The following is a 24,730-nucleotide window of genomic DNA, read 5'->3' as shown; positions in this document are numbered from 1 at the left end:
GTTGTGATCAGCCTAATCGAGGGACTTCAGGAGATGTTCGAGGGTGCCCCGGGCTCCGACCGTGTGCAGCAGGCCAAGCGCATGGTCGTAAGCCGCCACGAAGGCGTCGTCGTCGATCAGGTCACCGAACAGGTCCCGGTCGAGCAGGAAGGAGTGCGGGTCGCTCGCGTAACCGGTGGCGTTCTGCATGACGGTGTCTTTGACGCGGTCGACGACGTCGATCGGTTCACCGTGCTCGTCAATGCCCTCGGCGTAGCGGGCCCAGCTCGCCACGATCGCGGCGGAGAGGGCGAGCTCGCCGCCCCGGGCGGACTGCTCGCGGATCACCGGCAGCAGCCACTTGGGAATGCGGTCGCTCGACTCGGCGGCCAGGCGGGCAACGGTGTCGCGCACCCCCGGGTTGCTGAACCGTTCGATGAGCTGCGTCTTGTAGTCCTCGAGGTCGATGCCGGGTACCGGCTTGAGCGTCAATGATCCCTCGCGGTCCATGTAGGCGCGCAGGAACCCGGCGATGAGCGGGTCGGCCGCGGCGTCGTGCACGAGGCGGTAGCCCATCAAATGCGCAAAGTAGGCAAGCCCCTGGTGGCTCGCATTGAGCAGGCGCAGCTTCATGAGCTCGTACGGTTCGACGTCGCTCACGAGCTGGGCGGCCGACTTCTCGTACGGCGGGCGGCCGTCGGTGAACGCATCTTCGAGCACCCACTGCAGGAACGGCTCGCAGACGACGGGCCAGCGGTCGGCGAGACCGAAGGCCTTCGCGATCTGGGCTCGGTCGTCGTCGGTTGTGACCGGGGTGATGCGGTCGACCATAGAGTTCGGAAAGCTCACGGAGGCGTCAATCCAGGCGCCGAGGTCTGCGTCCTTGGCCGTGGCGAAGGCCACGAAGGAGCGGCGGGCGACGCGGCCGTTGTCCTGTAGGTTGTCGCAGGACATGACGGTGAACGGCGGGGTCGAGCGTTCGCGGCGACGACGCAGGGCCTCGACGACGAGGCCGAAGACCGTCGTGGGGGCGGCATCCGCTTGCAGGTCGGCGGCGACCTGCGGGTTGCTGAGGTCGAACCGGCCGCTGACCGGGTGGATGTTATAGCCGCCCTCGGTGACGGTGAGGGAGACGATTTTCACCTCGGGGCTCGCGAGGCGTACGATCACGGCCTCGACGTCGTCGGGGGCGAACAAGTAGTCGATGATCGACCCGATCACGCGGGCGTCGAGCGTGCCGTCCGGGTGTTTCACGACGAGCGTGTACAGGCCGTCCTGCTCGAGCAGGGCGTCGCGCATGCGGGCGTCGGAGGGCATGACGCCGACACCGCAGATGGCATAGTTGCGGGCGAGGCCCTGCTCGAGCAGGTCGTCGATCATGAGGGCCTGGTGCGCGCGGTGAAAACCGCCAACGCCGAAGTGCACGATGCCGGCCGTGAGACCGGCGCGGTCGTAGCTGGGAACCTGCACGGTCGCGGGCAGCGACGACAGTGTCGCGTTGCGCAGCGGGGCCAGGGCGGGAGTCGTGGTGTCGGTCATGCGTTCCTCATTCATTCGGTGGGCGATTGCGTCGGTGCAGCGTAGGCAGGGTCGGCGCGCAACTGCACTGCGCCGCCCAGATACAGCAGGGTGCCGTCAAAGCGGATGCCGCCCAGGTCTGCTAAAACGAGGGTCGCCCTGGTGTCCAGTCCGCGCACGCCGATGCCGACGGTGAGGCCGATCTGGGCGGCCTGCGCCGACTCCACGCCGGCGTCGGCGTCTTCAAACACGACGGCTCGGCGCGGGTCGATGCCGAGCCGCTGCACCCCCAGGCGATACGGGTCAGGGGCGGGTTTGCCGCGCGTCACATCGTCGAAGGTGACGAGGCCCACCGGGCAGGGCAGCCCAGCAGCCCGCAGCCGGGCGCGGGCCACGACGGCCACGGCGCTCGTCACGATGGTGAACCGGGCGCTAGGCAGCGCCAGCAGCAGGTCGCGGGCGCCGGGCAGGGCTCGCACGAGCGGGGCCGTTTCGACCTCTTTCAGCATGAGCGCGTGGTCCGCGCGGTGCACGTCGACGGCCGGCACGAGTTCGGCGATTGTCTCCCTGGCCGGTCGGCCGTGGATGATGTCGCGGTTAAAGTCGAAGCCGGGAGCATACTCGACGGCCCATTCGTTCCAGGCTACGGCGGCGGCTTCGTCGGAGTTGACGAGCACCCCATCGCAGTCGAACAGCAGGCCGTCGATCGGGTAGCTGCCGATCTCCGACGCCAGGCTGGCCGCCGTCACTGTGTGATCTCCGATTCGAGCGCGCTCGCACGCAACACGGGCACACCGGCCTCGGCGGCCAGGGCGAGGATCGCGTCATTCACTTCCCCGTCGACGACGAGGTGGTCGACCTCGTCGAGCTGAGCGAACTTCACCAGGCCGTGCGCTTGGAACTGGTCATGGTCGGCGACGAGTACGACGGTGGTGGCGGCATCCATTGCGGCGCGCTTGATGCGGGCGGCTTTCGGGTTTGCAGCGAGCAGCTGGCCGCTCGGGGTGAGGCCGCTCACGCTGATGAACGCGAGGTCGATGCGAATGTGCTCGAGCGATTCTCGGGCCCACTGGCCGGATTGCGAGTCGTCGACCGGATCGACGGCACCGCCGAGGTTGTAGACCGAGAGTTCGGAGTTGCGGCTTGCCACGAGGGCCACCGGAATCGAGGTCGTCACCACCTGCAGCGCGGCGGAGTTCGGCAGGCACACCGACAGCGCCTCGGCAATCGGCCCGGCATCGAGAAAGAGGATGCCGCGCTCCGGCAGCAGGGTCGCCGCCAGGGTGGCGACCGGGTGGGCGACCGGTTCGGGCACCGTCAGCCGGTCGAGGTCGTTGACCGGGTCGGCGACGCTGATCGCACCGCCGTGGGCTCGACGCAGCCGTCCGTCGTCTTCGAGGGTGCGCAGGTCGCGGCGAATAGTCTCCTCCGCAACGGCGAGCGACTCGGCGAGCTCGTTCACCTCGACCCGGCCGGCACCGGCGAGCGCGAGCAGAATGCTCGCGCGACGGTCATCGGCGCTGCGACTGGTTGGATCCGGTTTCATCTGGGCTCCCCTGGTGTTCTCGACGACAGGTGTTCTTACAACTACTTGATCGCGCCCATGGCGAGGCCCGTGACGAGGCGCTTCTGCGCCAGCCAGCCAGCCAGGACCACGGGAAGAACCGCGAGAGTCGATGCTGCCGAGAGTACCGCGAGAAACTGCCCGCGCCCGTCGACGAAGCTGCCGAGGAACGGGGGAGTGGTGCGTGCCATGGTGGAGGTGAGCAGGCTGGCCAGGAAGTACTCGTTCCAGGCGAAGATGAAGCAGATCAGCGCGGCCGCAGCGATGCCGGGGGCGACGATGGGCATGACCACGCGCACGAGCTCGGTGAAGAAGTTGGCACCGTCGATCTGGGCCGCTTCGACGATCTCGAGCGGCACCTCGCTGAAGAACGAGCGCATCATCCACACCGCGAGCGGCAGGTTCATGCCCACGTAGAGAACGCTCAGGGCCGTGATGTTGTCGAGCATTCCGAGTCCCTGCAGCAGCAGATAGATGGGAATGATCGCGGCCGCGATCGGCATGAACCGGGTGGAAATGAAGAAGAACAGCGCGTCGGTCGACTTGATGATCGGGCGTATGGAGAGGCCGTACGCCGCCGGAATTGCCAGCAGCAGCACGATGACGGTGCTCATGACGCTCGCGGTGAGCGAGTTGAGCAGGTAGACGCCGAACCCGCGGTCGAGCACTTCACTAAAGCGGTCGAGGGAGAGTGCGGTGAAGATGGTCGGAGTTCGGGTCGCCGCCGCGGACTCGGTCTTGAAGGCGGTGAAGACCATCCAGGCCACCGGAAAGAAGAATCCGAGCGTGACGATCCACGTGAAAATGGTGAGCGCCGTGCTGGTAGCGCGGTGGCGCATCCGCTTGGCACGGCGGTGCGACGGGGCCGGGGCGCTTGCGCGAGGTACGGTGCCGGGCTTGGTGGCGGTGGCGGTACTCATGATTTGGCTCCTTCACTGGAGAAGATCTTGAAGAGAAGGCGAAGGGCGACGCTCGCCACGATGATGGTGAGCAGAACGGTGATCACGCCATAGGCGGCCGCTTCGCCGATTTCGAGGCCCACGAAGGCGCGTTCGTAAAGCAGGTAGGAAAGGGTCTTGGTGCCGCCCGTGCCGCGAGTCATGATGGCGATCGGGTCGAAGACCTGCAGCAGCATGATGCCGCCGAGCAGCACGGCCAGCTCGATGTACTGGCGCAGGTGCGGGAGGGTCATGTGCAGAAAGCTGCGAACTGGGCCGGCTCCATCAACGGATGCCGCCTCCAGCGTCTCCTTGCTCTGGCTCTGCAGCCCGGCGAGCAGGATGAGCATCATGAACGGCGTGTACTGCCAGGTGAGCACCATGATCACGGTGAGGGCGGGAAAGTCGGTGTTCCACTGCACGGGGTCGACGCCGAGCACCGAGAGGCCCCAGTTGACCATGCCGACGTTCGCGTCGAGCATGGACCATTTGAAGATGAGGGCTGCGGCGGCAGGCATCATGAGGAACGGCGTAATGACGAGGGTGCGGGCCAGGCCCTGGCCGAAGAACTTGCGGTTGAGCAGCAGGGCGATGCCGAGGCCGAAGAGAACGGAGAGCACGATCGACGAACCGGTGATGACCACGGTCGCCGACAGTGATTGCATGAACGCGCCGCCGGTGAAAACGGTCACGTAGTTGTCGAAGCCGGCGAAGCCGCGCGAGCCGGGACGCATCAGGTTCCAGTTTTGGAACGAGTAGTAGATGGTGACGAGGAAGGGAATCTGCGTCACGAGAATGGCGACGACGATGGCCGGCCAGACCAAGGTGCGTGCCAGGCGGAGGGCCTTCTTCTGGCCGGCGCTCAGCTCCGGCGTCGAGGGGCGGCGAAGCGTGCGTGATGCGGCGGGGGCCGGGTCCTGCGCGGGTTCAGCCACGATCAAATCTGGCGCGGTCATCTCTGAGTTCCTTCTCGTTCTCGGCGTTGAACTGACGAGGTTTGGGCGGCGCCTGATCGACGCCGCCCGCGTTTGTGTGCTGGTTACTTCTGGGCGTCTCCGGCTTGCTGGGCCAGCTCCTGGCCCTTGTTGAGAACGTTCTCAACGGTGTCGCGGCCGGCGAAGACGTCGGCGATGTCCTGCGAGACCTGGTTGCCGAGGTCCTGGAACTCCGGCACGGTGACGTACTGGATGCCGACCCACGGCTGCGGGTTCACTCCGGGCTGCGTCGGGTTGACCCCGAGCATGATGTCCTTGGTGATCGGTGCGAACGCCGAGGCTGCGGCGAGGTAGTCGGCGTTCTCGTAGGTCGAGGTGCGGGATCCCGGGGGAACGCGCTCCCAGCCGAGAGTGGTGCCGACGAGGTTGATGTACTCGGTGCTGGTCGCCCAGCTCACGAACTCCCACGCGGCGTCCTGGTTGTTGCTGGTCTTCGGAATGGCGAGGTTCCAGGCCCAGAGCCAGCCGGATTCCTCGGTTTCCTTGACCGGGGCGTGCACGTAGCCGATCTTGCCGGCGACGGCGGAACCATCGGCCTCGATGGGGCCGGCAGCGCTCGTGGCGTCGTACCACATGGCCGCGTTGCCCTGCGAGAACAGGTTGAGGCACTCGGTGAAGCCGGTCGAGACGGGGTCGGCTTCGCCGGCATCCTTCACGAGGTCGGTGTAGAACTGTACGGCTTCGGTGAACTCGGGCGAGTTGACCTCGGCGTTCCAGTCCTCATCGAACCAGCTGCCGCCGAAGGTCTGCACGACAGTGGTCAGCGGGGCGAACAGCTCGCCCCAGCCGGGCTTGCCGCGCAGGCAGATGCCGGCCACGTCGTCGGACTTGAGGGTGCGGGCGAAGCCGGCAACCTCGTCCCAGGTGGGGTTGGTCGGCATTTCGAGGCCGGCCGCGGCGAACATGTCCTTGTTGTACATCAGGAAGGACGACTCGCCGTAGAACGGAACGGCAAAGAGGCTGTCGTCGACGGTGAGGGCTTCGCGCACGGGCGGCAGCAGGTCGTTGACGTTGTAGGCGGTGTCGGCTTCGGCGAGCGGGCCGAGGTCGACGAGCCAGTCGTTCTGGCCCCAGATCGGCACCTCGTAGCTGCCGACGGTGACGATGTCGTACTGGCCGCCCTGGGTGGCGACGTCCTTGGTGACGGCGTCACGCAGGTCGTTTTCTTCCATCGCGACGAAGTTCACCGTGATGTCGGGGTGGGAATCTTCGAAGGCGCCCTTGAGCTCCTCCATGTCCTTCATCTGCGGGTTGTTCACCGTAGCCAGGGTCAGTGTCACCGGGCCGTCGGCCTGCTGTGCGCCGCCTCCGGCTCCGCTGCATCCGGCCAAAAGCACACCCACCGAAGAGAAGGCGATTGCGCTGAGGGCAAGCCTTTTCTTCATGGAATAAGACTTCGTCATCTCAAACCTCTTCATCGTCGACACGTCCTTGTGGACTGGTATGTAGTTACTGTGACCCGATTGAGTGGAAAACGCAACTTAAATTGTGGTTTTGTGATGTTTTTGTGACGACAAATTGCCCGAGTCTGCATTATTTTTGCTGCGAAACCACAAAAACGGATGCCATCGGCCGGCTTCCGCCCGTCGGATTGCTAGTCTGAGGCGACGGCTGCGCGCCGTCGACTGCGAGGAGGCAGGCATGTATCCAGCGGAACGACAGGCCGCAATCATCGCGCTCGCGCAGGGTGGCACCGGCGAGATCTCCGTGGCCGCTGCGAGCGTCGCGCTCGAGGTCACCGCCGAGACCATTCGCCGCGACCTCGTGGTGCTCGAACGCCAGGGCGTCATCCGGCGCCAGCACGGCGGTGCCCGCCTGGTGCAGAGCACGCCGTTCGAGATTGCCCTCGCGCAGCGGCGGTTGGAGAACGCGCCACAGAAACATCGCATCGCCCAGCGTGTGCTGCAGGAATTGCCGGAGGATGGCGTTGTGCTGCTGGATTCCGGCGCACTCACGCTGGTGATCGCATCCGTTTTTCCGGAGGACCGGCGATTGATCGTTGTGACCAACAATCTGCCCGCTGTGCGGCTGCTTTCGCGTAAACCGCTGCTCACGGTGCTCGCGCTGCCCGGTCGGGTGCGCAGTGTGTCGCAGGGAGCGGTCGACGAGTGGACTCGGGCACGCATCAGCCAGCTCAACGTGGACGTCGCGTTCGTCGGCGGCAACGGCCTGACCGCCGAGGCCGGGCTCACGACGACCATTCCCGACGAGGCCGAGGTGAAGCGTGCCATGATGCTGTCGGGGCGGCGGCGAGTGCTCGCCATGACCTCGAGCAAGATCGGTCAGAACTCGTTCTGCCACGTCGCCGACGCCAATGAGTTCGACCTCATCATCACCGACGACGGAATCGACCCGCGCCAGGCCCGCAAGCTGAGCGCCGCCGGGCCGGAGCTCGCGATCGTCTGAGCTGCGACCTAGCGCGCAACCGGCTCGCCGAACAGCGCGAACAGCCAGATCACGATCGATGCCATCACCATCGACCAGGTGACCAGGCCCAGAAATAGGCGGGTTGCGAGCGAGGGGCGTGATGCCGGCGTGACGCCCGGGTCGATGATGGGATCATCCCGCAGGGAATGGCGTGCCTGGCTCCAGATCGCCGGAACGAGCACGAGCAGCGCCGAAATGATCACGACGGCCAGCGCGGGAACCGTGAAGAGAGTAGCAGCGGAGTCGATCGCGAGGTTCAGCCCGATGGGGAGGGCCAAGCCCAGCAGGACGGCGACCACGAACATCCAGGCCCGCGGGCGCACCCGCGCGAGCGACCGCAGGAACGTGGGCATCAGTACGGCGCCGACGATCACGATGACGAACATGGTGATGGTGGGCAGATCGACGCGCACCGCCTCCCCCTGCACGAGCGGCAGCGCCGACACCGTGAACCCGATGAGCCCCAGCACACCGAGACCGGCCCGCAGGCCCACCCCGTTCACCGCGCGTTGCGGCATGGTCGCCAGGCCGAGCTCGGCCGCGTAGTTCCTGGGGCTGCCGAAGCACTCTTCGGCGCTCGTTCCGGAGTCGGCCAGAAACTCCCGCGCACTGGCCAGCGCATCGCCGATGTCGATGCCCGGCACCGCGAGCAGTCGCAATTCGATCGTGAACTCGTCGAACCAGGTTGCGTCGTCCAGCTTCGCCGAGCGGATGTCCGCGCTGCCGTTTTCGAGATCACGCGGGTTGGTCGTCATGATTCGGCCCCTCTTGTTGGATCGGACATCAATTACTCGGGTAGAGGGCGAAGGTGAGCACGAAGCTGATGGCACCGTAGACGACCATGATCCAGTTGGCACCCACGGCCAGAAGGCGCACCCCGCGGGACGGGAGGGTCGCGGCACCGGTGCCCGGCTCGATGATGAGATCCTTTTGCAGGTTCTGACGCACCTGGTTCCAGATGGCCGGCGCCAGAAGCAGGATTCCGGCCCCGATGGCGACCGGCAATGCCGGAATGCTCAGTAGCACGGCCTGCCCCCACCACACGCTGAGCAGAACGGGACCGATACCGCCGAACGATACCCCTGCCACGATCAACCCCACCGTCAGCGGGCGGTTCCGCGCGCGCACGAGGACGGAAACGACTCTCGGCATCAGCCCCAACAGGAGCAGCGTCACCCCCAGGGACACGACCATCCACAGTCGCACGGCCAGACCGTCGTCACCGCCCGCGAGGGGGTAGGACGTTTGGCCGAGCACTACCAGCCCGATCAACCCGATTCCGTTGGTCAGCAGGACCTCCCGATTCGATGACTTGTCCTCGGGAAGGGTCGGCAAATCGAGCTCGACGGCGTAGCGGGCGGCGCTGCCAAACGACTCCTCGGCACGGGCACCGGAGTCGGAGAGAAACTCGCGGGCGCTGGCCACGGCATCGCCGATGGCGGCGCCGGGCACCTCGAGCAGGCGCAGTTCGATCGTGAAATCGTCGAGCCAGGCCGCGTTGTCGGTCTCCCGTGCGGCCTCAGCCAAGCGGATGCCGGCCGTATCGGAATCGCTGCTGTCGTGATCGATCGGGTTGCTGGTCATCATGATTCGGCCGGCCCTTTCTGCAGGTGGTCGTGCACGGTGGTGGAGAAAAGTTGCCAGTGGGCAGACTGGTCCGCAAGTTCCTGCTGCCCGTCATCGGTGAGCGAGAAGTACTTGCGCCCGGGTCCCCCGGCGCCCGGTCGCCATTCGGCGGCGATCCAGCCGGCCGCCTCAAAGCGGGTGAGCAGCGGATAGAGCGTGCCACCCTTGATGGCGCCGAACCCCGCCGCTTCGAGCGCGGTCGCGATCGCATACCCGTAGGTCGGGCCGGGCGCGAGCGTGCGAAGCACGCACAGGCTGAGGGCCGCGCGCATCCAATCGGCCGGCCAGGGTTTCGGTTGCATGACTACATAGTCTCACTAGTTAGTCAGACTGTCTACTTGAGCAGGGACCAGCGCGGGACTTCGCAGGGCTGCGAACCGGGCACGTCGAGCCGACCCGTAGCTTTTAATGACCGAGGTGTGAGTTTCAGGCGCTTGAAACGTTCAAATCGGATTCGAAACTCACACCTCAGCACGCGCAACTCAGTGCACGTACTCCAGGAGGTCCGCCCCGACGGCGCGCATACCAGCGAGCACCGCGAGCCGGGTCATCAGCTGGGCGTCGTCGAACACCATCGACACCGCGTAGGTCACGCCGGCACGCGGACCCCGCAGGACTCCCACCTCGCAGCGCACCCCCGCAGCCGTCCCGGTCTTGTTGACCATGAGCAGGCCGTGATCGCTCTCCCGGTGGGCCAGCGGATCAAGTCCGAATGCACTGGCCACGAGCGACAGGTCGGTGTTGAGCGATAGCCAGCCGATCACCCGCGCGCTCGTCTCGGCGTCGACGATCTCGCCGCGGGCGAGCGCGGTGAGCAGCCAGGTGAGTTCCTTGGCGCTGCCCACGGACAGCTGTGGGGCGTCGTCCGGGCCGCGCTTGTCACGCACCAGGTCGAGCAGCGCCGTGCGGCTGAGCCCGAGTTGCTCGGTGCGGGCGCGTACCGAGTGCAGCCCGACGGCGCGAATAAGCACGTTTGTCGCGAGGTTGTCGCTCGTCGCGCCGACCAGCGCGGCGAGATCAGCGACGCCGAGTCGTGAAATCTGCAGGTGCTGCCAGACACCGGAATCGCTCACGGCATCCGCGCCGGACCGCTCGAGCATCGTGGCCAGGCCGAATTCGGCGTCGTTCAGTCGTGCAGCCACCTCGATCAGCAGCAGCACCTTGCCAACGCTCGCCGTCGGCATCGACACGTGATCGTCGACCGAGAACAGCACCCGTCCGGTCGCGAGGTCGGTCGCGCGCGCCGAGACCTGCACCCCGTTGAGGGCGAGATCTCCGAGAAACGCGAAGCCGCGGGTGAAATCCTCAGGCTTGTCCGCCGTGCGGTGCTTGCCACCGGAGAGCGCGGCGTGGCGGGAACGGGCCGGGACAGCATCCGCTCGGCTGGAGGTAGCGCTGTCGCCATCGCGCCTGGAATAGACCACTGGGTCGATCCTCTCTTCGGCAAACGCCCCGCGCTGGCCTCATCCCCGGCTCAGAAGAACCTGCTCCACACTAACCCCCGACAGGGGCCACCGGGCTACCAGATGGTGACGCGCTTCTCGGGAGCGAGGTAAAGGGCATCCGCTTCGCCCACCTGGAACGCCTCGTAGAACGCGGGAATGTTGCTGACGATCTGGTTGCAGCGAAACTCGTTCGGCGAGTGCGGGTCGATCGCCAGCAAGCGGATGGCCTCAGCGTCGCGTAATTTCATCTGCCACGCCTGGGCCCAGGAGAGGAAGAAGCGTTCAGCGCCGGTGAAGCCATCGATAACCGGCGATTCTTCACCGTTCAGCGAGAGCAGGTAGGCCTTCCAGGCGATGGAGAGCCCGCCGAGGTCGCCGATGTTTTCACCGATCGTGAGCGCGCCGTTGACGGTGTTGCCCGGGATGGCCAGCGGCGTAAGACCCTCGAACTGCGCGATGAGCGCGGTCGTGCGCAGCTCGAACGCGGCCTTGTCCTCGGCGGTCCACCAGTCGGTGAGCCGGCCGTCGCCGTCGTACTTGGAGCCCTGATCGTCGAAGCCGTGACCGATCTCGTGGCCGATGACCGCACCGATCGCACCGTAGTTGGCGGCTGGGTCGCGCGCGTCGTCGAAGAAGGGAAACTGCAAAATGGCGGCCGGAAAAACGATCTCGTTGAATCCGGGGTTGTAATAGGCGTTGATGGTCTGCGGGGTCATGAACCATTCGTCGCGGTCGAGCGGCTTGCCGATCTTGCCGAGCTCACGCTGAAACTCGAACTCGCCAGCGGCCTTGACGTTGCTGATCAGGTCGTCTGCGGTGATCTGGAGGCTGGAATAGTCGCGCCATTTCACGGGATAACCGATCTTCGGCGTGAACTTGCTGAGCTTCTCGAGCGCCCTGGTGCGGGTCTCTTCGGTCATCCACTCGAGGGTGCTGATGCTGTTCTCGTAGGCCGCGACGAGGTTGGACACGAGCACGTCCATGCTCTCCTTGGCGCTCGGCTTGAAGTGGCGTTCCACGTAGATGCGGCCGACGGCCTCGCCGAGGGCGCCCTCCACGAGCGAGACGCCGCGCTTCCAGCGGTCGCGCAGCTGCGGGGTGCCGCTCAGGGTGCGGCCGTAGAAGTCGAAATTCGCCTCCACGAATTCACCAGACAGATACGCAGCACTCGAGCGGATGACCTGCCAGCGCAGCCAGTCCTGCCACGACTGAAGGCGGTCTTCGGTGAGGGTGGTGGCGAGGCCGGCGATGTAGCTGGGCTCCCGCACGACGACCTCTTCGAGAGCGCCGGCCGGGGCGTCGAGGCCCTCCAGCCAGAGGTCAACGTCCGCGCCGGCAGCGAGCGCGGAGACCTGGCCCCAGGTGCGCAGGTTGTAGGTCTTCTCGCTGTCGCGGGTTTCGACCTTGTCCCAGTGATGCGAGGCGAGTTCGGTTTCCAGGGCGAAAACGCGCGCTGCGCGGTCGGCGGCGTCTGCGAAGCCGGCGAGGGTGAACATCCGCTCGAGGAACTCGAGGTACTTGGCCCGAATGTCGGCGAACTTCTCTTCGCGGTAGTACGACTCGTCGGGCAGGCCGATGCCGCCCTGGGCGATGAAGACGAGGTAACGTTCGGGGTTGCCCGGGTCGTTGTCGACGTAGAGGTGGAAGGCGCCGGCGACGCCGCCCCGCTCGAGGCGGCCGAGGGTCGCGAGCAGTTCGGAAATGGTGGTGACGGCGTCAACCGCCTTCAGGTCACTCTCCAGCGGGGTGGCGCCGAGCGCTTCGATGCGTTCTTCGTCGAGGAAGCTCGTGTAGAGGTCGCCGAACTTGCGCTCGAGGGTGCCGGCGGGGGCGGTCTGTGCCTCGACGATGATCTCGCGCACGGCCTTCTCGGCGTCTTCGGCAAGCATCATGAACGAGCCCCAGCGGGCCTTGTCGGAGGGGATCTCGCTGCGCGCGATCCATTTGCCGTTGACGTGCCGAAAGAGGTCGTCTTGCGGGCGCACCTCCGGGTCAAGTTCGTGTCTGTTGATTCCGGATGCAGTCGCCAGTGAGGTCATGGGTTCAGCCTATCTGGGGCGGGTGACAGGTGGCCCAACGGGCGAGATGCGAGCGGCCGCTGTCCTGGTTTGGAGCAAGACCTCAGCAATAGGTGGGTGACGTCGTTCGAGAATCTGACCGTCTTCAGTCCTTGACGCACAACGACGACTCTCCCGGCTCCCGGGGCGCTGCATCTACTGCGATTCCAACGCTGTGCTGAGAGCACAGTCGGCCCAATTGTTCGCTGTCAGCGGGTACCTTAGGCTGCACGACGAAAGGTGCGTGATACCGCGAGATGGACGCCCTAACACCCCACGAAGTCGAGTAACTTGTCTCACTCAGACTGGCGCTGGAGAACGCTCTCCTGCAATGCAATCGAGCCACGAAATACCGGCGCGGAACGGCGCTGGTAGCACTAGATACGGTCGTTGAGCGGGCCAGCGCCATCGTGGCCGTCACCAGCGGTGTACCCGTGCCGAAAAGCGGCAATCTCGATGACCAGATTAGCAAACTAAAGGAGTCACTTGGCGAACGTTGGGTTCCCGGCGTCTTGCCGGACATCAGGCAGCTCAGGCGCCCTCGGAACGCGGCCCAGCACGAGGGCCTGGAACCGGATAGGGAGCAGATCCCGTCCTGGGCTAGTGCGGTTGCTGTCTACGTAACGACACTCATCGATACACAATGTGCTCGGCATCACCCCGTACTTTCTGTCGAAGACCTCGAACAAACGCTGCGCGACGTTGACCCAGTAGTGACAGAACAACTGGTAATTCAAACAGAGACAAGGATCGACGTCTCCTTCTGACGACGGTCGCACGAGACGTAGAAACCACGCTCGACAAATTAGCTGAAACCAAGTCAAATTAGACTCGGCCAAATGCTGCCCGACTTGAGTTGTCATCCAGGATCTATACGTCGTCGGTCACGAAGGGGATCATGACGGCGAGCGGATGCTGTACACAGTCAAACCGCGGTTCTGCGGCATCAGCATTGGAAAGTTCCGCTTCTTCAATCCGGCCTACCGCGCAGGGCCGCTGCTTTTTTACGGGGTCGGCGTGGTTTTTTTCCGTCGTTGTGGGGCGGGAACGTCCAACGTCGGAACAGCCCGCAACATGAATTGGTCAAAGTCGGGGACAGTGAACGCGGCGTAGCCATGTTCCGGTGTATACAGGAGGCCCATTTCTATCAACTCCGCCCGAGTCGGACCGACCTGTGTCGATTCTCGTCCCATGATTCGCGCAACATCTGACGCCTTTTGTGCGCCCGGCCCCAGTTCAGCCATCGCCCTCATGTATGCAGTCTGAAGGGGCGTTGACCGATCGAGTCGGACTCGGAAGAAGGATCCGTCAAGCTTGGAATCGTAGGCTTCTTTTGCAATCGCAACATCGTCACGGGTGATCCGATGCGCGTTCGCCACCGTCCAGACCTGATACCCGAGCTCCTGGATGAAGTAGGGATACCCCCGAGTAATCTCCATTGCAAGGTCGACGGCATCCTCGTTAAAAATTGCGCCCTCATTGGCTGCGGGCTCGGTGAGCGCCTTTCGCGCGTCGTCGCCTTCGAGCGATCCAATCTTCGGAAATTTGAAGAGCCGTTCAGCATACGACTTGGCATCGCCCGCTAGTTCTGTGATTTGAGGAAGACCGGCCCCGACGAAAGTGACGGGCAACTTCTTCTGCACCGTCTTGTGTACGGCCTGAATCAGGGCTTCGAGTTGAGGGCTTCCCAGGAATTGCACTTCGTCAATTAGGATTACCAATCCCTTTTCTTGCTCCTTCGCGGCTTCACCAATCGCAACAAGTACGTCGGTCAGATCCATGCCAAGATCGCCATGGTCGGCAAAGCCTTCTGCTGGTGGCACATCCCACGAGAGTGACCATGCGCCTTGGCCATCCACTGACACCGCGAATGCGCTAAGCACCTCGGCAGCGCGCTTGCCTCGAGCAGTCCATCGAGCTCTCGGTGCCAGCCGGAGTAGTGCTGACTTTAGCTGCGAGAACATTGCCTGACGAAAATGAGTGTTGTTGTGTTTGCTCGCCTCGAGCTCGATCACTTCCCATTTTGAAGCGATGGCTATTTCGACGAATCGATTGAGCAATACCGTCTTGCCAACCCCCCGGAGCCCCGTGATAATCATCGATTGCTCGGACCTGCCGCGGGAAAGTCGCTTGAGCAGCGTCTCGAAGGCCTCCGTCTGAGCGTCTCGCCCGATGAGGATCTCAGGTGCGGCGCCGGCATTCGGTGTGTACGGGTTGTCAATGTTTTCCGCGTGGACAGTTGAGGCACTTTAGTTTGGTTTATCTATTTTTCCTAAAGTTACCTAATCTCCCAAATCGAACATGTCGGAGCCGGCCACGCACCCTCTGGTCCCTAGACCGATCACGCGACAGGGACCGGCCACCCGGCGAGGGTTACCGCAACCGGGTAGCGCGCACCCGATACGGGTGGGCGCTACGGTAACGGGCGTAGCGACCACCGGTATCAGGCGCGGTCGTGCAACAAGAACGCTTACAGCGCCTTGAGCTCCTCGGTCACCTGGGCAACGGACTTCTTGGCGTCGCCGAAAAGCATGGTGGTGTTGGTCGCGAAGAACAGAGGGTTTTCGATGCCGGCGAAGCCCGAGCTCATCGAGCGTTTGAGCACGATCACCGACCGGGACTCGGTCACGTTCAGCACGGGCATGCCGAAGATGGGCGAGTTGGGGTCGTTGCGGGCCGCGGGGTTGGTGACATCGTTGGCGCCGATGACGATGGTGACGTCCGTGCGTGAGAACTCGCCGTTGATGTCGTCCATTTCCTTCATGGCGTCGTAGGAGACGTCGGCCTCGGCGAGGAGCACGTTCATGTGCCCCGGCATACGTCCGGCCACCGGGTGGATGGCGTACTTGACCTCGATGCCGCGGGCTTCGAGCACCTTGGCCATGTCCTTCACGGCGTGCTGGGCCTGGGCCACAGCCAGGCCGTAGCCGGGCACGACGATGACCTGGTTGGCGTAGGCGAGCTTGATCGCGGCATCCGCTGCTGAAGTGGACTTCGCGTGCTGGTCACCGGTGCTGGTTGCCGCAACGCCCGTGGAACCGCCGCCGAAGCCGCCGGCCACGATGGAAAGGATCGACCGGTTCATGGCCTTGGCCATGAGGTTGGTGAGGATCGTGCCCGACGCCCCGACGATCATACCGGCGACGATCATCGCGATGTTGTTCAGCGCGAGCCCGGCCGCTGCCGCCGAGAGACCGGTGAGCGCGTTGAGCAGGGAGATGACGACCGGCATGTCGGCGCCGCCGATCGGGAGCACGGTCATGACCCCGAGGATGCCGGCCAGGATCAGGATTACGCCGAACCAGATCGGATCTGCGCCGGTACTGGCCGAGCCGATCCCGACGATGACGGCCGCGAGCACGGAGCCGAGGAACAGGATCGCGTTGAGCGGCTGCTGCAGGCGGCCGACCGAGAGCGGATGCCCGGGCAAAATCTGCTGCAGTTTCATGAACGCCACGATCGAGCCCCAGAACGACAAGGAACCGATGATGGTCGCGAACAGGGAGGCGATGACGAGCGGAAGCACCGGGCCGGACGCGACGCGCAGGCCGGTGAAGCCGTCGCTTTCGATGAACTCGCCCCAAGCGATGAGGGCGACTGTTCCGCCGCCGACGCCGTTGAACAGGGCGACGAGCTGCGGCACCGCCGTCATCTTCACCTTGCGGGCGGGCGGGATGCCGACGATCACTCCCACCACGAGGGCGGCGATGATCACCAGCCAGCTGCTGGTTTCGCGGATGTGGATCAGGGTCGCGATGAATGCGACGCCCATGCCGGCCGCGGCGATCTTGTTGCCGCGCACGGCAGACCGGGGCGCGGTCAGCCCCGACAGCCCGAGAATGAACATGGCGAAGGCGACGATATAGAGGGCGTAGACGAGGATATCCATGGTCAGTTCTTCCCGTCGGTCGCGCCGCTGGTGGGGCGGGTTTTGAACATGGCGAGCATTCGGTCGGTCACGACGAAGCCGCCGATGACGTTGACGGTTCCGAACACGATCGCCACGAAGGAGATGATCTGCAGCGGAATGCTGGGGTTGTGCGCGGTGCCGAGAACGACCAGGGCGCCGAGCACGACGATGCCATGGATGGCATTGGTGCCCGACATGAGCGGGGTGTGCAGGGTGTTGGGCACCTTGGAGATCACGGCGAAGCCGATGAAGCCCGAGAGTACGAGAATGGCGATATTCGCCAAAAAGCCGGTGTAGTCCATGGTCAGATCCTGTTCGAGACTGAATCGCGCGTGACGCAGGAGAGCGCCACCACGTCGTCGGAATAGTCCGGGTCGAGTCGGCCGTCACGCACGAGCAACTCGAGCAGCGCGGTGAGGTTCTTCGAGTACAGCTCGCTCGCATGCTCGGGCATTGTCGAGGGCAGGTTGAGCGGGGACGCAATCGTGACACCATTGATGACCACGGTCTCGCCGGGAACTGTGACCTCGCAGTTGCCGCCGGTCTCGCCGGCCATGTCGATGACGACACTGCCCGGTTTCATACCGTGCACGGCCGCGGCGGTCACGAGCCGCGGCGCCGGACGCCCCGGAACAAGCGCGGTGGTGATCACGACATCGAAAGTGGAAATCGCAGTCTCGAGGGCGGTCTGCTGCTGGGCGCGCTCCTCGGCGGTAAGTTCGCGGGCATAGCCGCCGTCACCGGCCGCATCAATGCCAACGTCGAGCCACTGGGCTCCGACCGAACGCACCTGGTCGGCGACCTCCGGACGCACGTCATAGCCGGTGGCACGGCCGCCGAGCCTTTTGGCGGTCGCGAGCGCCTGCAGCCCCGCAACGCCGACACCGAGCACGAGCACGCTGGCCGGCTTGACCGTGCCCGCCGCGGTGGTGAGCATCGGGAAGAACCTGGTCGAGAGGGATGCCGCCAGGATGACGGACTTGTAGCCGGCGACGTTCGCCTGCGACGACAAGGCGTCCATGACCTGAGCCCGGGAGATGCGCGGGATCGCCTCGACCGCGTAACCGACGATGCCCGCGTTCTGCAGGGCGGCGATCTTGTTCTCGGTGTTTCGCGGTGCGAGGAACCCGATCAGCGTCGAGCCCGCCTTCAGCCGAGCGATCTCGGTGTCGGTGGGCGGAGCGACCTTGAGCACGATGTCCGCGCTCCAGGCGTCACCGATGGTGGCGCCGGCTGCGAGGTAGAGGTCGTCACCCATGAGGGCCTCCGCCCCCGCGCCGGACTCGACGACAACGTCAAGTCCCTTCGCAATGAGGGAGGCCACGGCGCGCGGCACGAGGGCGACGCGCCGCTCATCCGCCCCGCTCTCGCGGACGACGCCGATGCTCGGTGCCTCCTGGTGTGTTTGGTTATCAGGCACGGTGGAGCCTTTCGAAGCGGATGTTTGCACACTCGTCTGTGAGGCGGCAATCACCCTTGCGGATGGAAGGGGCACCTTGGGCCGGAATTGGTGTTGCCGGCGCAGCAGAGCGTGCCCGAAGCGTCCACGGTCGGCAGAAGCTTCTGCCACGAACCTATCCGGATGGGGCCAGCGATAGGCCGAATTCGCGTTCATCATTAGTGAAAGATTCGGCATTCTTAACAATTCCGCACGATGCTTGGCCTGACTGGAGCCGCCTTCGCACGGTGAGCCGTCGGCATCCGTTGTGCATTATTGGCATTCTTGGAAGCGGCCAGCGGATGACCGCGCCCGATACGGTAACGGGCATAGCGAGCACCGATATCGGGCGCGGCCGCGGGGGCGCGCGGTGCCGCCGTAGAGTCGAACCATCAACATTCTGCGGGCCCAGCCCATTGACCGGGACATTCTGCGCCTCGCCGTGCCCGCGCTCGGCGCCCTCGTGGCCGAACCGCTGTTTCTGCTGGCCGATTCGGCCATGGTCGGGCACCTCGGCACCACCCCGCTGGCCGGACTCGGCCTGGCCAGCGCGGTGCTGCAGACCATCATCGGCCTCATGGTCTTTCTGGCCTACAGCACCACCCCCGCGGTGGCCCGATGGCTCGGTGCCGGCGACACGCGCCGGGCCGTCTCGGTCGGCATCGACGGGCTCTGGCTCGCCCTCGGCCTCGGCGTCGTGCTCGCGGCCTTCGGCCTGCTCGCCACCCCGGCGCTGGTCGGCGCGTTCGGCGCCGAAACGACCGTGACAGCGGATGCCGCCACCTACCTCGGCATCTCCATGTTCGGCTTGCCCGCCATGCTGCTGGTGTTCGCGGCCACCGGACTGCTGCGCGGCCTGCAAGACACCCGCACCCCGCTCTACGTGGCCGGGATCGGTTTCGGCGCGAATATCGCGCTCAATTACGTGTTCATCTACCTGTTCGGCTGGGGCATCGCCGGCTCTGCCGTGGGCACCGTCGTGGCGCAGTGGGGCATGGTCGCCGTGTACCTCGTCGTGGTCGCCAGGCATGCCCGGCGCCACAGCGCGCCGCTACGTCCGCACCGAAAAGGCATGTTGATCGGCGTCCGAAGCGGCGGCTGGCTGTTCCTGCGCACCCTGAGCCTGCGCGCCGCCATGCTGCTCGCCGTGTTCGTTGCCGCCCAGCTCGGCTCCCCCGAACTCGCCGCTTTTCAGATCGCAATGACCCTGTTCGCGACGCTCGCCTTCGCCCTCGACGCCCTCGCGATCGCCGCCCAGGCCCTCGTCGGGCGCGGCCTCGGCGCCGGGGATGTGGCTCAGGTTCGCGCGGTGCTCCGCCGCTGCCTGGAGTGGGGCGTACTCGCCGGCCTCGTGCTCGCTGTCGCCGCCATCGGCACGAGCGGCGTGCTCGGGCATGCGTTCACCAATGCCTCAGCCGTGACCTCCCTGCTGCCACTGACCCTGATCGTGCTGGGGGCGTCCGTTCCCCTCGGCGCGGTCGTATTCGTGCTCGACGGCGTGCTGATCGGAGCCGGCGATGCCCGCTATCTGGCACTGACCGGGTTGGTCAACCTCGCCGTGTTCGTGCCACTCGCCAGCGCGGTACTCGCCTGGGCGCCGGCGGGCGAGGCCGGGCTCGCGCTGCTCATGGCGGCGTTCGCGCTCGGCTACCTCGGTGCCCGCGCCGTGACACTGTCACTGCGAGCCCGCAGTATGGCCTGGATGGTCGTCGGCGCGCGCTGATCAGCTGAGCAGATGCGGTGCCGCATCCGTATCCGTTGCCGTTGCCGGTGCGTGGCTAGTGCGGATCGACCGGATGCTCAATGTAGCGCGGGCTCTTCGGGTTCATGACCGAGTTGCGGCGACCATAGAAGAAGTAGATGACCAGACCGATGACAAGCCAGATGCCGAAGCGCAGCCAGGTCTCCCAGTGCAGCTGCGTGATGAGGAAGGCAGAGGCGAGCACCCCGAACACGGGTACCCAGGGCATGAAAGGCAGCCTGAAGGTGCGCGGAACATCGGGGCGGGTGCGTCGCAGCACGATCACGGCGACGCAGACCACAACGAAGGCGGCAAGAATCCCGATGTTGGTGAGGTCTGCAATCAAACGGATCGGGAAGACCCCGGCCAGTACGGCCGCGGCCAGGCCGGCGATCCAAGTCACGCGGGCGGGGGTTCCCCTTTTATCGGTGCCGGAGAACCATTTCGGCAGCAAGCCATCGCGGCTCATCGAGAACCAGACCCGACTGACGCCGAGCAGGAAGGTCAGCATGACGGTGAGGATCGAGATGACAGCGAAGGCCGAGAGCACGGTCGCGACGACTGGAAGCCCAACGGACTGGAACGCGACGGCAAAGGCGGCGGTCGGGTCGATATCCTGCCAATTCTGCATGCCAGTGAGCACGAGAGTGGCGAGCACGTAGAGCACCATGGCGATGGCGAGCGAGAGCAAAATTGCCTTCGGCATGTGCTTCTTGCCATCTTTGGCCTCTTCGGCGGCGGTACTCATGGCGTCATAGCCGAAGACGGCGAAGAAGACAGTGGCTGCGCCGGTGAAGACCGCGCCGAACCCGTTCGGCAAGAATGGAACGTAATTCTGGGTGTTGATGTAGAAGAACCCCAGCGCGATGATAGCGAGGATCAACAGCACCTTGAGCCCTACGGCGACGAGCTCAAAGCGGCCGAAGGTCTGCGTTCCACGGCTGAGGATAAACGTCACGAGCACGCACACCACGATGGCGGGCAGGTTGATCAGGCCGCCGTCCAGGGTATCGGGGGTGCCCTGCATCCAGGTCGGAACGTCGATGCCGATGCCACTCATGAACTCGGTGAAGTACCCCGAGATGCCGATCGCGACGACGGCGACGATCGCGATGTACTCGAGCAGCAGATCCCAGCCGATGAACCAGCCGACGATCTCACCGAGGGCGACATAGCCGTAGGTGTACGCAGAGCCGGCGCGAGGAATCATTCCGGCGAACTCCGCGTAGCTGAGGGCCGCGGCGGCGCTCGCGAGTCCGGCGATCAAGAACGAGATAAGCACGGCCGGACCTGCGCCTTCGCCGTCCGGGCCGCCGTTCGCAACGAGTCCAGCGAGGGTGAAAATACCGATTCCAATGATGCCGCCGACGCCGATCGCGGTGAGCTGCCAGAGTCCGAGGCTCTTGAAGAGACCGTTCTTGGCGGCCTCATTGCCAATGTCGGTAATGGGTTTGCGCCTCATGACCGAATAGGGATTGCGCTCGTTCATCAGGCCTCCATTGGCTTGGCTACAACTGCATTAGGCGCGCGACCGAAACTTTATTTATTCCTAAGGGTGGCACATGCGCGAGCCGGCGCCGTGCGACTCGCTGAATGTGGGATTGTTCAGGTTTCCCGGTGTAGAGGTCAGCGGATGCGGCGGTGCACCGACTGCGGCACGAGATAGGCCTTCAGACCCTCCGGCCCGAACTCGGCGCCGAGGCCAGAATCGTGGCGCCCGGCGAACGGCGCCGCATGATTTGAGGCGAAGAAGCCGAGCCCCACCGAGCCGGTGTCGAGGCGCGAGGCGAGCGCGAACGCCCGGTCGGGGTCCGCGGAGAAGATCGTGCCACCCAGCCCGAACGACGTGTTGTTGGCGAGCGCCACCCCCTCGTCGATCGAGGAGTAGCGCAGGATCGACAGCACCGGGCCGAAGATCTCCTCCCTGGCGATGCGCATGTCGGGCGTCACATCGGCGAACACCGTGGGCTTCACGAAGAATCCCTGATCAAAGTCGGATGGTACGTCGCCGCCGGTCGTTGCGCGGGCGCCTTCGGCCACGCCGCTGCGCAGGTATTCGCGCACGGTCTGCTCCTGGGCGCGCGTGGCGGCCGGTCCGAAAACAGTGTCGGGCTGCATCGGATCGCCCTGTTTGGCGGCCGCGATGGTGGCGGTGACCATGTCGACGAGCTCGTCATAACGCTCGGCCGGCGCGAGAATGCGGGTCGAGATGTAGCAGGTCTGCCCGGTGTTGCGCATGCAGGTGCGGATCAAAACTTTCGACAGCGCGTCGAGGTCGACGTCGGGCAGCACGAGCGCGGACGACTTTCCGCCCAGTTCGAGCGTGACCGGTCGCAGCAGTGTACCGCAGGCCCCGGCGATCGTGCGCCCGACCGGGGTCGACCCGGTGAAGGCCACCTTGTCGATGCCGGGGTGCTTCACCAGCGCGTCGCCGAACGAGCCGGGCCCGGTGACGAGGTTGATCACCCCGGGCGGAATGCCCGCGGCCACAGCTGCATCGACAATGAGCCGCACCGAGAGCGGGGTCGGCGAGGCCGGCTTGATCACGACGGTGCAGCCGGCCATCAGGGCCGGGGCGAGCTTGGCGACAACGAGGTTGATCGGAAAGTTCCACGGCGCGATCAGCGCACAGACGCCGATCGGGTCCTGCCGCACCACGGTCTCGCCCGACCCGTCGGGAAACGGGCGAACGTCCGGCGTTTCGAGCAGGCCGGCGAGCGAGGCGAAGTAGCGAAAGATCGAGGCGGCGTTGCCGGCGGCCCGGCTGGATTCCGCGACCGGCGACCCGTTCTCCCAGGTGTTGGTGTGCGAGATCGCCTCGGCGCGCTTCTCGACCTCGTCGGCCAGCCGCAGCAGAAAGCCAGCGCGGTCTGTGGGAGTCAGGGCACGCCATCCGCTGAAGGCATGACGCGCAGCCGCGACCGCCCGGTCAAGATCGGCGGCGGATGCCTGCGGCACCGACCCCCAGACCTCTTCCGTTGCCGGGTTGGTCACCAGGGTTCGACCGGTGCCGGTGGCCGGCGTCCAGTCGCCGTCAATGAACAGGTCGTCGGTGTGCCGGTAGGGCAGGTTGGCGGTCACCGGCTGAGCGTCAACCAGGCTGGTCACGCGCCGCTCCCGTCGAGGGCGGGCGCGTCGACGCCGCTGGCAAGGACATCCGTTTGCAGCAGGGCCTCGGCACGTTCGAGTTCGGCGAGCGCCATCTCATGAGCGGCCGCGGTGATCAGCTCGGGGATGATATCGGTGCGCAGGCGCCGGCAGTAAGCGGATGGCTCCTGGCCGAACCAACCCGAGGCGAGCGCGATTCCGGTGGTGGTGAAGCGCCACAGGCGGTCGGCGTCGCGCACCAGGGAATCCTCGATCGAATAGCTCTCCGGGCGGGTGTCGTGCCCGTCGATGATGTCGGTGACGCGGGCCACGAAGTCCAGGTCGTAGCCGAGGGCCGGCAGCACCTCGCGGGCGATCTCGCAGCCCTTGATCTCGTGCTCGTAGCGGATGTCCGCCTGCCGCCAGTTGGCGCCGAACCCCTCGGAGATGATTTTGGTCTCGTCCACCCGGGCCCAGCCGGTGTCATGCAGCAGGATGGCCACGCGCACTACGAGGGCATCCGCTTCGGGGTAGGCCAGGCAGAGACGCTCGGCGAACGCGAACGAGATGGGGATGTGGATGTCGTTCGAGCGTGAGCGCATTTCCGGCCGCACGGCCCTCCAGAGGGCGTTGAGGTCGATGGAGGTCACGCCGGCCGCGATGGGCGAGGTGTCGACGAGTTCTTCGGTCTGCAGTGTCATGGGGTCACTTTCCGATCAAAACGGGCACGGCAGGAAGGAACAGTTTCTTCAGCGGCAGCGACAGGTCGTCGGCGCGGTCTGCCGGCAGGTGCTGCCCCGAGTGCAGCATGGCGCGCACGGCGATGAAGTCGAGCGGCCGGTTCACGCAGTCGGCGGCGATGAGTTGCCCGGCGCGGTAGTACAGCACCGAGAACTTCTCCGTCTCGGGGTCACCGCGCAGTATGATCTGGTCGTGGCCGCCACTGAGGCCGGCGATCTGCAGTTTGAGGTCGGCCTGGTCGCTCCAGAACCACGGCACGGTGGAGTATTCGGCGGGCAGACCGAGCAGCGTCGCGGCGGCGACCTTGGCCTGTTCGACCGCGTTCTGCACGCTTTCCAGGCGCAGGCGCGGGATGCCGCCGGGCGTCAGCGAGGGGTTTGGCAGGTTGGCGCAGTCTCCCGCGGCGACGGTAAGGCCGTCGGAGCAGAGCGCGCTCGCGTCGACGACGACGCCGTTGTCGATGACGAGCCCGAGCTGTTCGGCGAGTTCGGTGCGTGGGATGACGCCGACGCCAATGAGTACGACGTCGGACGGGATCACGTCGCCGGAGCCCAGTTCAACCCCGGTCACCCGATCGTGCTGGCCGAGAAAGCGAACGACCTGGGCGTTCAACACCACCCGGGTGCCGCGCCGCCGATGCGCCGCGAGGTAGAACGCGCTTGTCGCTTCGGAGACGGCTCGGCCGACGAGTCGGGGAGCCGCCTCCAGCACGGTCACGGTCTTGCCTGCGGCGCGGACTCCGGCCGCTACCTCGAGGCCGATGAACCCGCCGCCGACCACGACCACGTCGGAAGCTGTGGCCAGTCTCTGTTCGAGCAGGGCGGCATCCGTTGCGGTGCGCAGGTAGCTGACGCCTTCGAGTTCGCTGCCCTCGAACGGAATCTGGCGCGGAACGGCGCCCGTGGTGAGCGCGAGCCGGGCGAATTCGAAACGGCGACCGGATTCGGCCGTGGCGACCCCGCCGGTCGCATCACGCTCGATCGACACGATGCGTTCCCGCGTGACAAGTTCAATGTTGTGCTCGGAGTAGAACTCGTGGGTGCGAAAGGTGAGCGAATCGGCCGTGGCCTCGCCCTTGAGGAACGCTTTCGACAGCGGCGGCCGCTGGTACGGCGCGTGCGGTTCTTCGCCGACGAGCACGATGGGCTCGGTGTCGCCGAGCTCGCGCAGGCTCGAGGCGAGCTGCACGCCGGCCTGGCAGGCGCCAATAATAAGAGTGCCTCGCGCTTGTGATGCGTGAGCGGATGTTCCGGTGCCGGTCATC

21 protein-coding genes are annotated in these 24,730 nt (G+C 65.5%); 2 read left to right on the top strand and 19 right to left on the bottom strand.

Features of this window, described 5'->3' with window-relative positions; translation table 11 throughout:
* Positions 1-12: 12 nt before the first annotated feature.
* The 6 genes from BLS91_RS01700 to BLS91_RS01675 form a co-directional block, all read right to left on the bottom strand.
* A complete protein-coding gene (locus tag BLS91_RS01700) occupies positions 13-1,518 on the bottom strand; it encodes a mannitol dehydrogenase family protein (RefSeq protein ID WP_092338589.1) in 1,506 nt (501 codons plus the stop codon).
* Positions 1,519-1,529: 11 nt separating this feature from the next.
* Positions 1,530-2,246 (bottom strand): HAD-IA family hydrolase, encoded by a 717-nt coding sequence (locus tag BLS91_RS01695; RefSeq protein WP_167552407.1) that lies wholly within the window; start codon positions 2,244-2,246, stop codon positions 1,530-1,532.
* Entirely contained in the window at positions 2,243-3,043 is an 801-nt protein-coding gene (locus BLS91_RS20905) for a DeoR/GlpR family DNA-binding transcription regulator (RefSeq protein WP_092338587.1), read from the bottom strand. The genes BLS91_RS01695 and BLS91_RS20905 overlap by 4 nt, the downstream gene beginning before the upstream one ends.
* A gap of 41 nt (positions 3,044-3,084) precedes the next feature.
* On the bottom strand, positions 3,085-3,981 hold the full coding sequence (locus BLS91_RS01685) for a carbohydrate ABC transporter permease (protein WP_092338585.1): 897 nt from the start codon (positions 3,979-3,981) through the stop codon (positions 3,085-3,087).
* The gene (locus BLS91_RS01680; RefSeq protein ID WP_092338584.1) at positions 3,978-4,955 is read right to left on the bottom strand and encodes a carbohydrate ABC transporter permease; all 978 of its coding nucleotides are present in this window, start codon (positions 4,953-4,955) and stop codon (positions 3,978-3,980) included. The genes BLS91_RS01685 and BLS91_RS01680 overlap by 4 nt, the downstream gene beginning before the upstream one ends.
* A gap of 83 nt (positions 4,956-5,038) precedes the next feature.
* Entirely contained in the window at positions 5,039-6,379 is a 1,341-nt protein-coding gene (locus BLS91_RS01675; protein WP_233197214.1) for an ABC transporter substrate-binding protein, read from the bottom strand.
* 256 nt (positions 6,380-6,635) lie between these two features.
* Between BLS91_RS01675 and BLS91_RS01670 the strand changes: the two genes are divergently transcribed.
* Positions 6,636-7,400: a DeoR/GlpR family DNA-binding transcription regulator gene (locus tag BLS91_RS01670; RefSeq protein ID WP_092338580.1), complete on the top strand. Its 765-nt coding sequence runs from the start codon at positions 6,636-6,638 to the stop codon at positions 7,398-7,400.
* An 8-nt stretch (positions 7,401-7,408) separates the two neighbouring features.
* Here BLS91_RS01670 and BLS91_RS01665 read toward each other — a convergent pair whose 3' ends face one another.
* The 9 genes from BLS91_RS01665 to BLS91_RS01620 form a co-directional block, all read right to left on the bottom strand.
* The gene (locus BLS91_RS01665) at positions 7,409-8,176 is read right to left on the bottom strand and encodes a hypothetical protein (protein ID WP_092338578.1); all 768 of its coding nucleotides are present in this window, start codon (positions 8,174-8,176) and stop codon (positions 7,409-7,411) included.
* A gap of 28 nt (positions 8,177-8,204) precedes the next feature.
* Positions 8,205-9,008 carry a hypothetical protein gene (locus tag BLS91_RS01660; RefSeq protein ID WP_134505226.1) on the bottom strand — a complete coding sequence of 268 codons (804 nt, stop codon included), beginning with the start codon at positions 9,006-9,008 and terminating at the stop codon, positions 8,205-8,207.
* Positions 9,005-9,349: a PadR family transcriptional regulator gene (locus BLS91_RS01655; protein WP_092338574.1), complete on the bottom strand. Its 345-nt coding sequence runs from the start codon at positions 9,347-9,349 to the stop codon at positions 9,005-9,007. The genes BLS91_RS01660 and BLS91_RS01655 overlap by 4 nt, the downstream gene beginning before the upstream one ends.
* Before the next feature lie 180 nt (positions 9,350-9,529).
* Complete coding sequence (locus BLS91_RS01650; protein WP_092338572.1) at positions 9,530-10,471, bottom strand: serine hydrolase; 942 nt, start codon at positions 10,469-10,471, stop codon at positions 9,530-9,532.
* 95 nt (positions 10,472-10,566) lie between these two features.
* Entirely contained in the window at positions 10,567-12,531 is a 1,965-nt protein-coding gene (locus BLS91_RS01645; RefSeq protein ID WP_092338570.1) for a M13 family metallopeptidase, read from the bottom strand.
* 1,022 nt (positions 12,532-13,553) lie between these two features.
* Positions 13,554-14,723: an ATP-binding protein gene (locus BLS91_RS01635; protein ID WP_241983083.1), complete on the bottom strand. Its 1,170-nt coding sequence runs from the start codon at positions 14,721-14,723 to the stop codon at positions 13,554-13,556.
* Positions 14,724-15,019: 296 nt separating this feature from the next.
* A complete protein-coding gene (locus BLS91_RS01630) occupies positions 15,020-16,438 on the bottom strand; it encodes an NAD(P)(+) transhydrogenase (Re/Si-specific) subunit beta (RefSeq protein WP_092338564.1) in 1,419 nt (472 codons plus the stop codon).
* Positions 16,439-16,440: 2 nt separating this feature from the next.
* Positions 16,441-16,761 carry an NAD(P) transhydrogenase subunit alpha part 2 gene (locus BLS91_RS01625; protein ID WP_092338562.1) on the bottom strand — a complete coding sequence of 107 codons (321 nt, stop codon included), beginning with the start codon at positions 16,759-16,761 and terminating at the stop codon, positions 16,441-16,443.
* Between the two features lie 2 nt (positions 16,762-16,763).
* Positions 16,764-17,879, bottom strand: coding sequence for an NAD(P) transhydrogenase subunit alpha (locus BLS91_RS01620; protein WP_092338560.1), 1,116 nt, complete (start codon positions 17,877-17,879; stop codon positions 16,764-16,766).
* A 418-nt stretch (positions 17,880-18,297) separates the two neighbouring features.
* Here BLS91_RS01620 and BLS91_RS01615 point away from each other — a divergent pair, with 418 nt between their 5' ends.
* Entirely contained in the window at positions 18,298-19,620 is a 1,323-nt protein-coding gene (locus BLS91_RS01615; protein WP_092338558.1) for an MATE family efflux transporter, read from the top strand.
* Between the two features lie 55 nt (positions 19,621-19,675).
* On the opposite strand, the gene BLS91_RS01610 is transcribed toward BLS91_RS01615, so the two are convergent.
* The 4 genes from BLS91_RS01610 to BLS91_RS01595 form a co-directional block, all read right to left on the bottom strand.
* On the bottom strand, positions 19,676-21,127 hold the full coding sequence (locus BLS91_RS01610; RefSeq protein WP_092338556.1) for an amino acid permease: 1,452 nt from the start codon (positions 21,125-21,127) through the stop codon (positions 19,676-19,678).
* Between the two features lie 137 nt (positions 21,128-21,264).
* Positions 21,265-22,746, bottom strand: coding sequence for an aldehyde dehydrogenase family protein (locus BLS91_RS01605; RefSeq protein ID WP_198412767.1), 1,482 nt, complete (start codon positions 22,744-22,746; stop codon positions 21,265-21,267).
* Entirely contained in the window at positions 22,743-23,426 is a 684-nt protein-coding gene (locus tag BLS91_RS01600) for an HD domain-containing protein (RefSeq protein ID WP_092338554.1), read from the bottom strand. Before BLS91_RS01600 ends, BLS91_RS01605 begins: the two co-directional genes overlap by 4 nt.
* Positions 23,427-23,430: 4 nt before the next feature.
* A complete protein-coding gene (locus BLS91_RS01595) occupies positions 23,431-24,729 on the bottom strand; it encodes an NAD(P)/FAD-dependent oxidoreductase (RefSeq protein WP_092338551.1) in 1,299 nt (432 codons plus the stop codon).
* Position 24,730: the final 1 nt, after the last annotated feature.

This window comes from Cryobacterium flavum (assembly GCF_900103805.1).
GTDB lineage: Bacteria > Actinomycetota > Actinomycetes > Actinomycetales > Microbacteriaceae > Cryobacterium > Cryobacterium flavum.
Note: the sequence above shows the minus strand (reverse complement) of the source record. Positions and strands in the feature narration are given on the sequence as shown.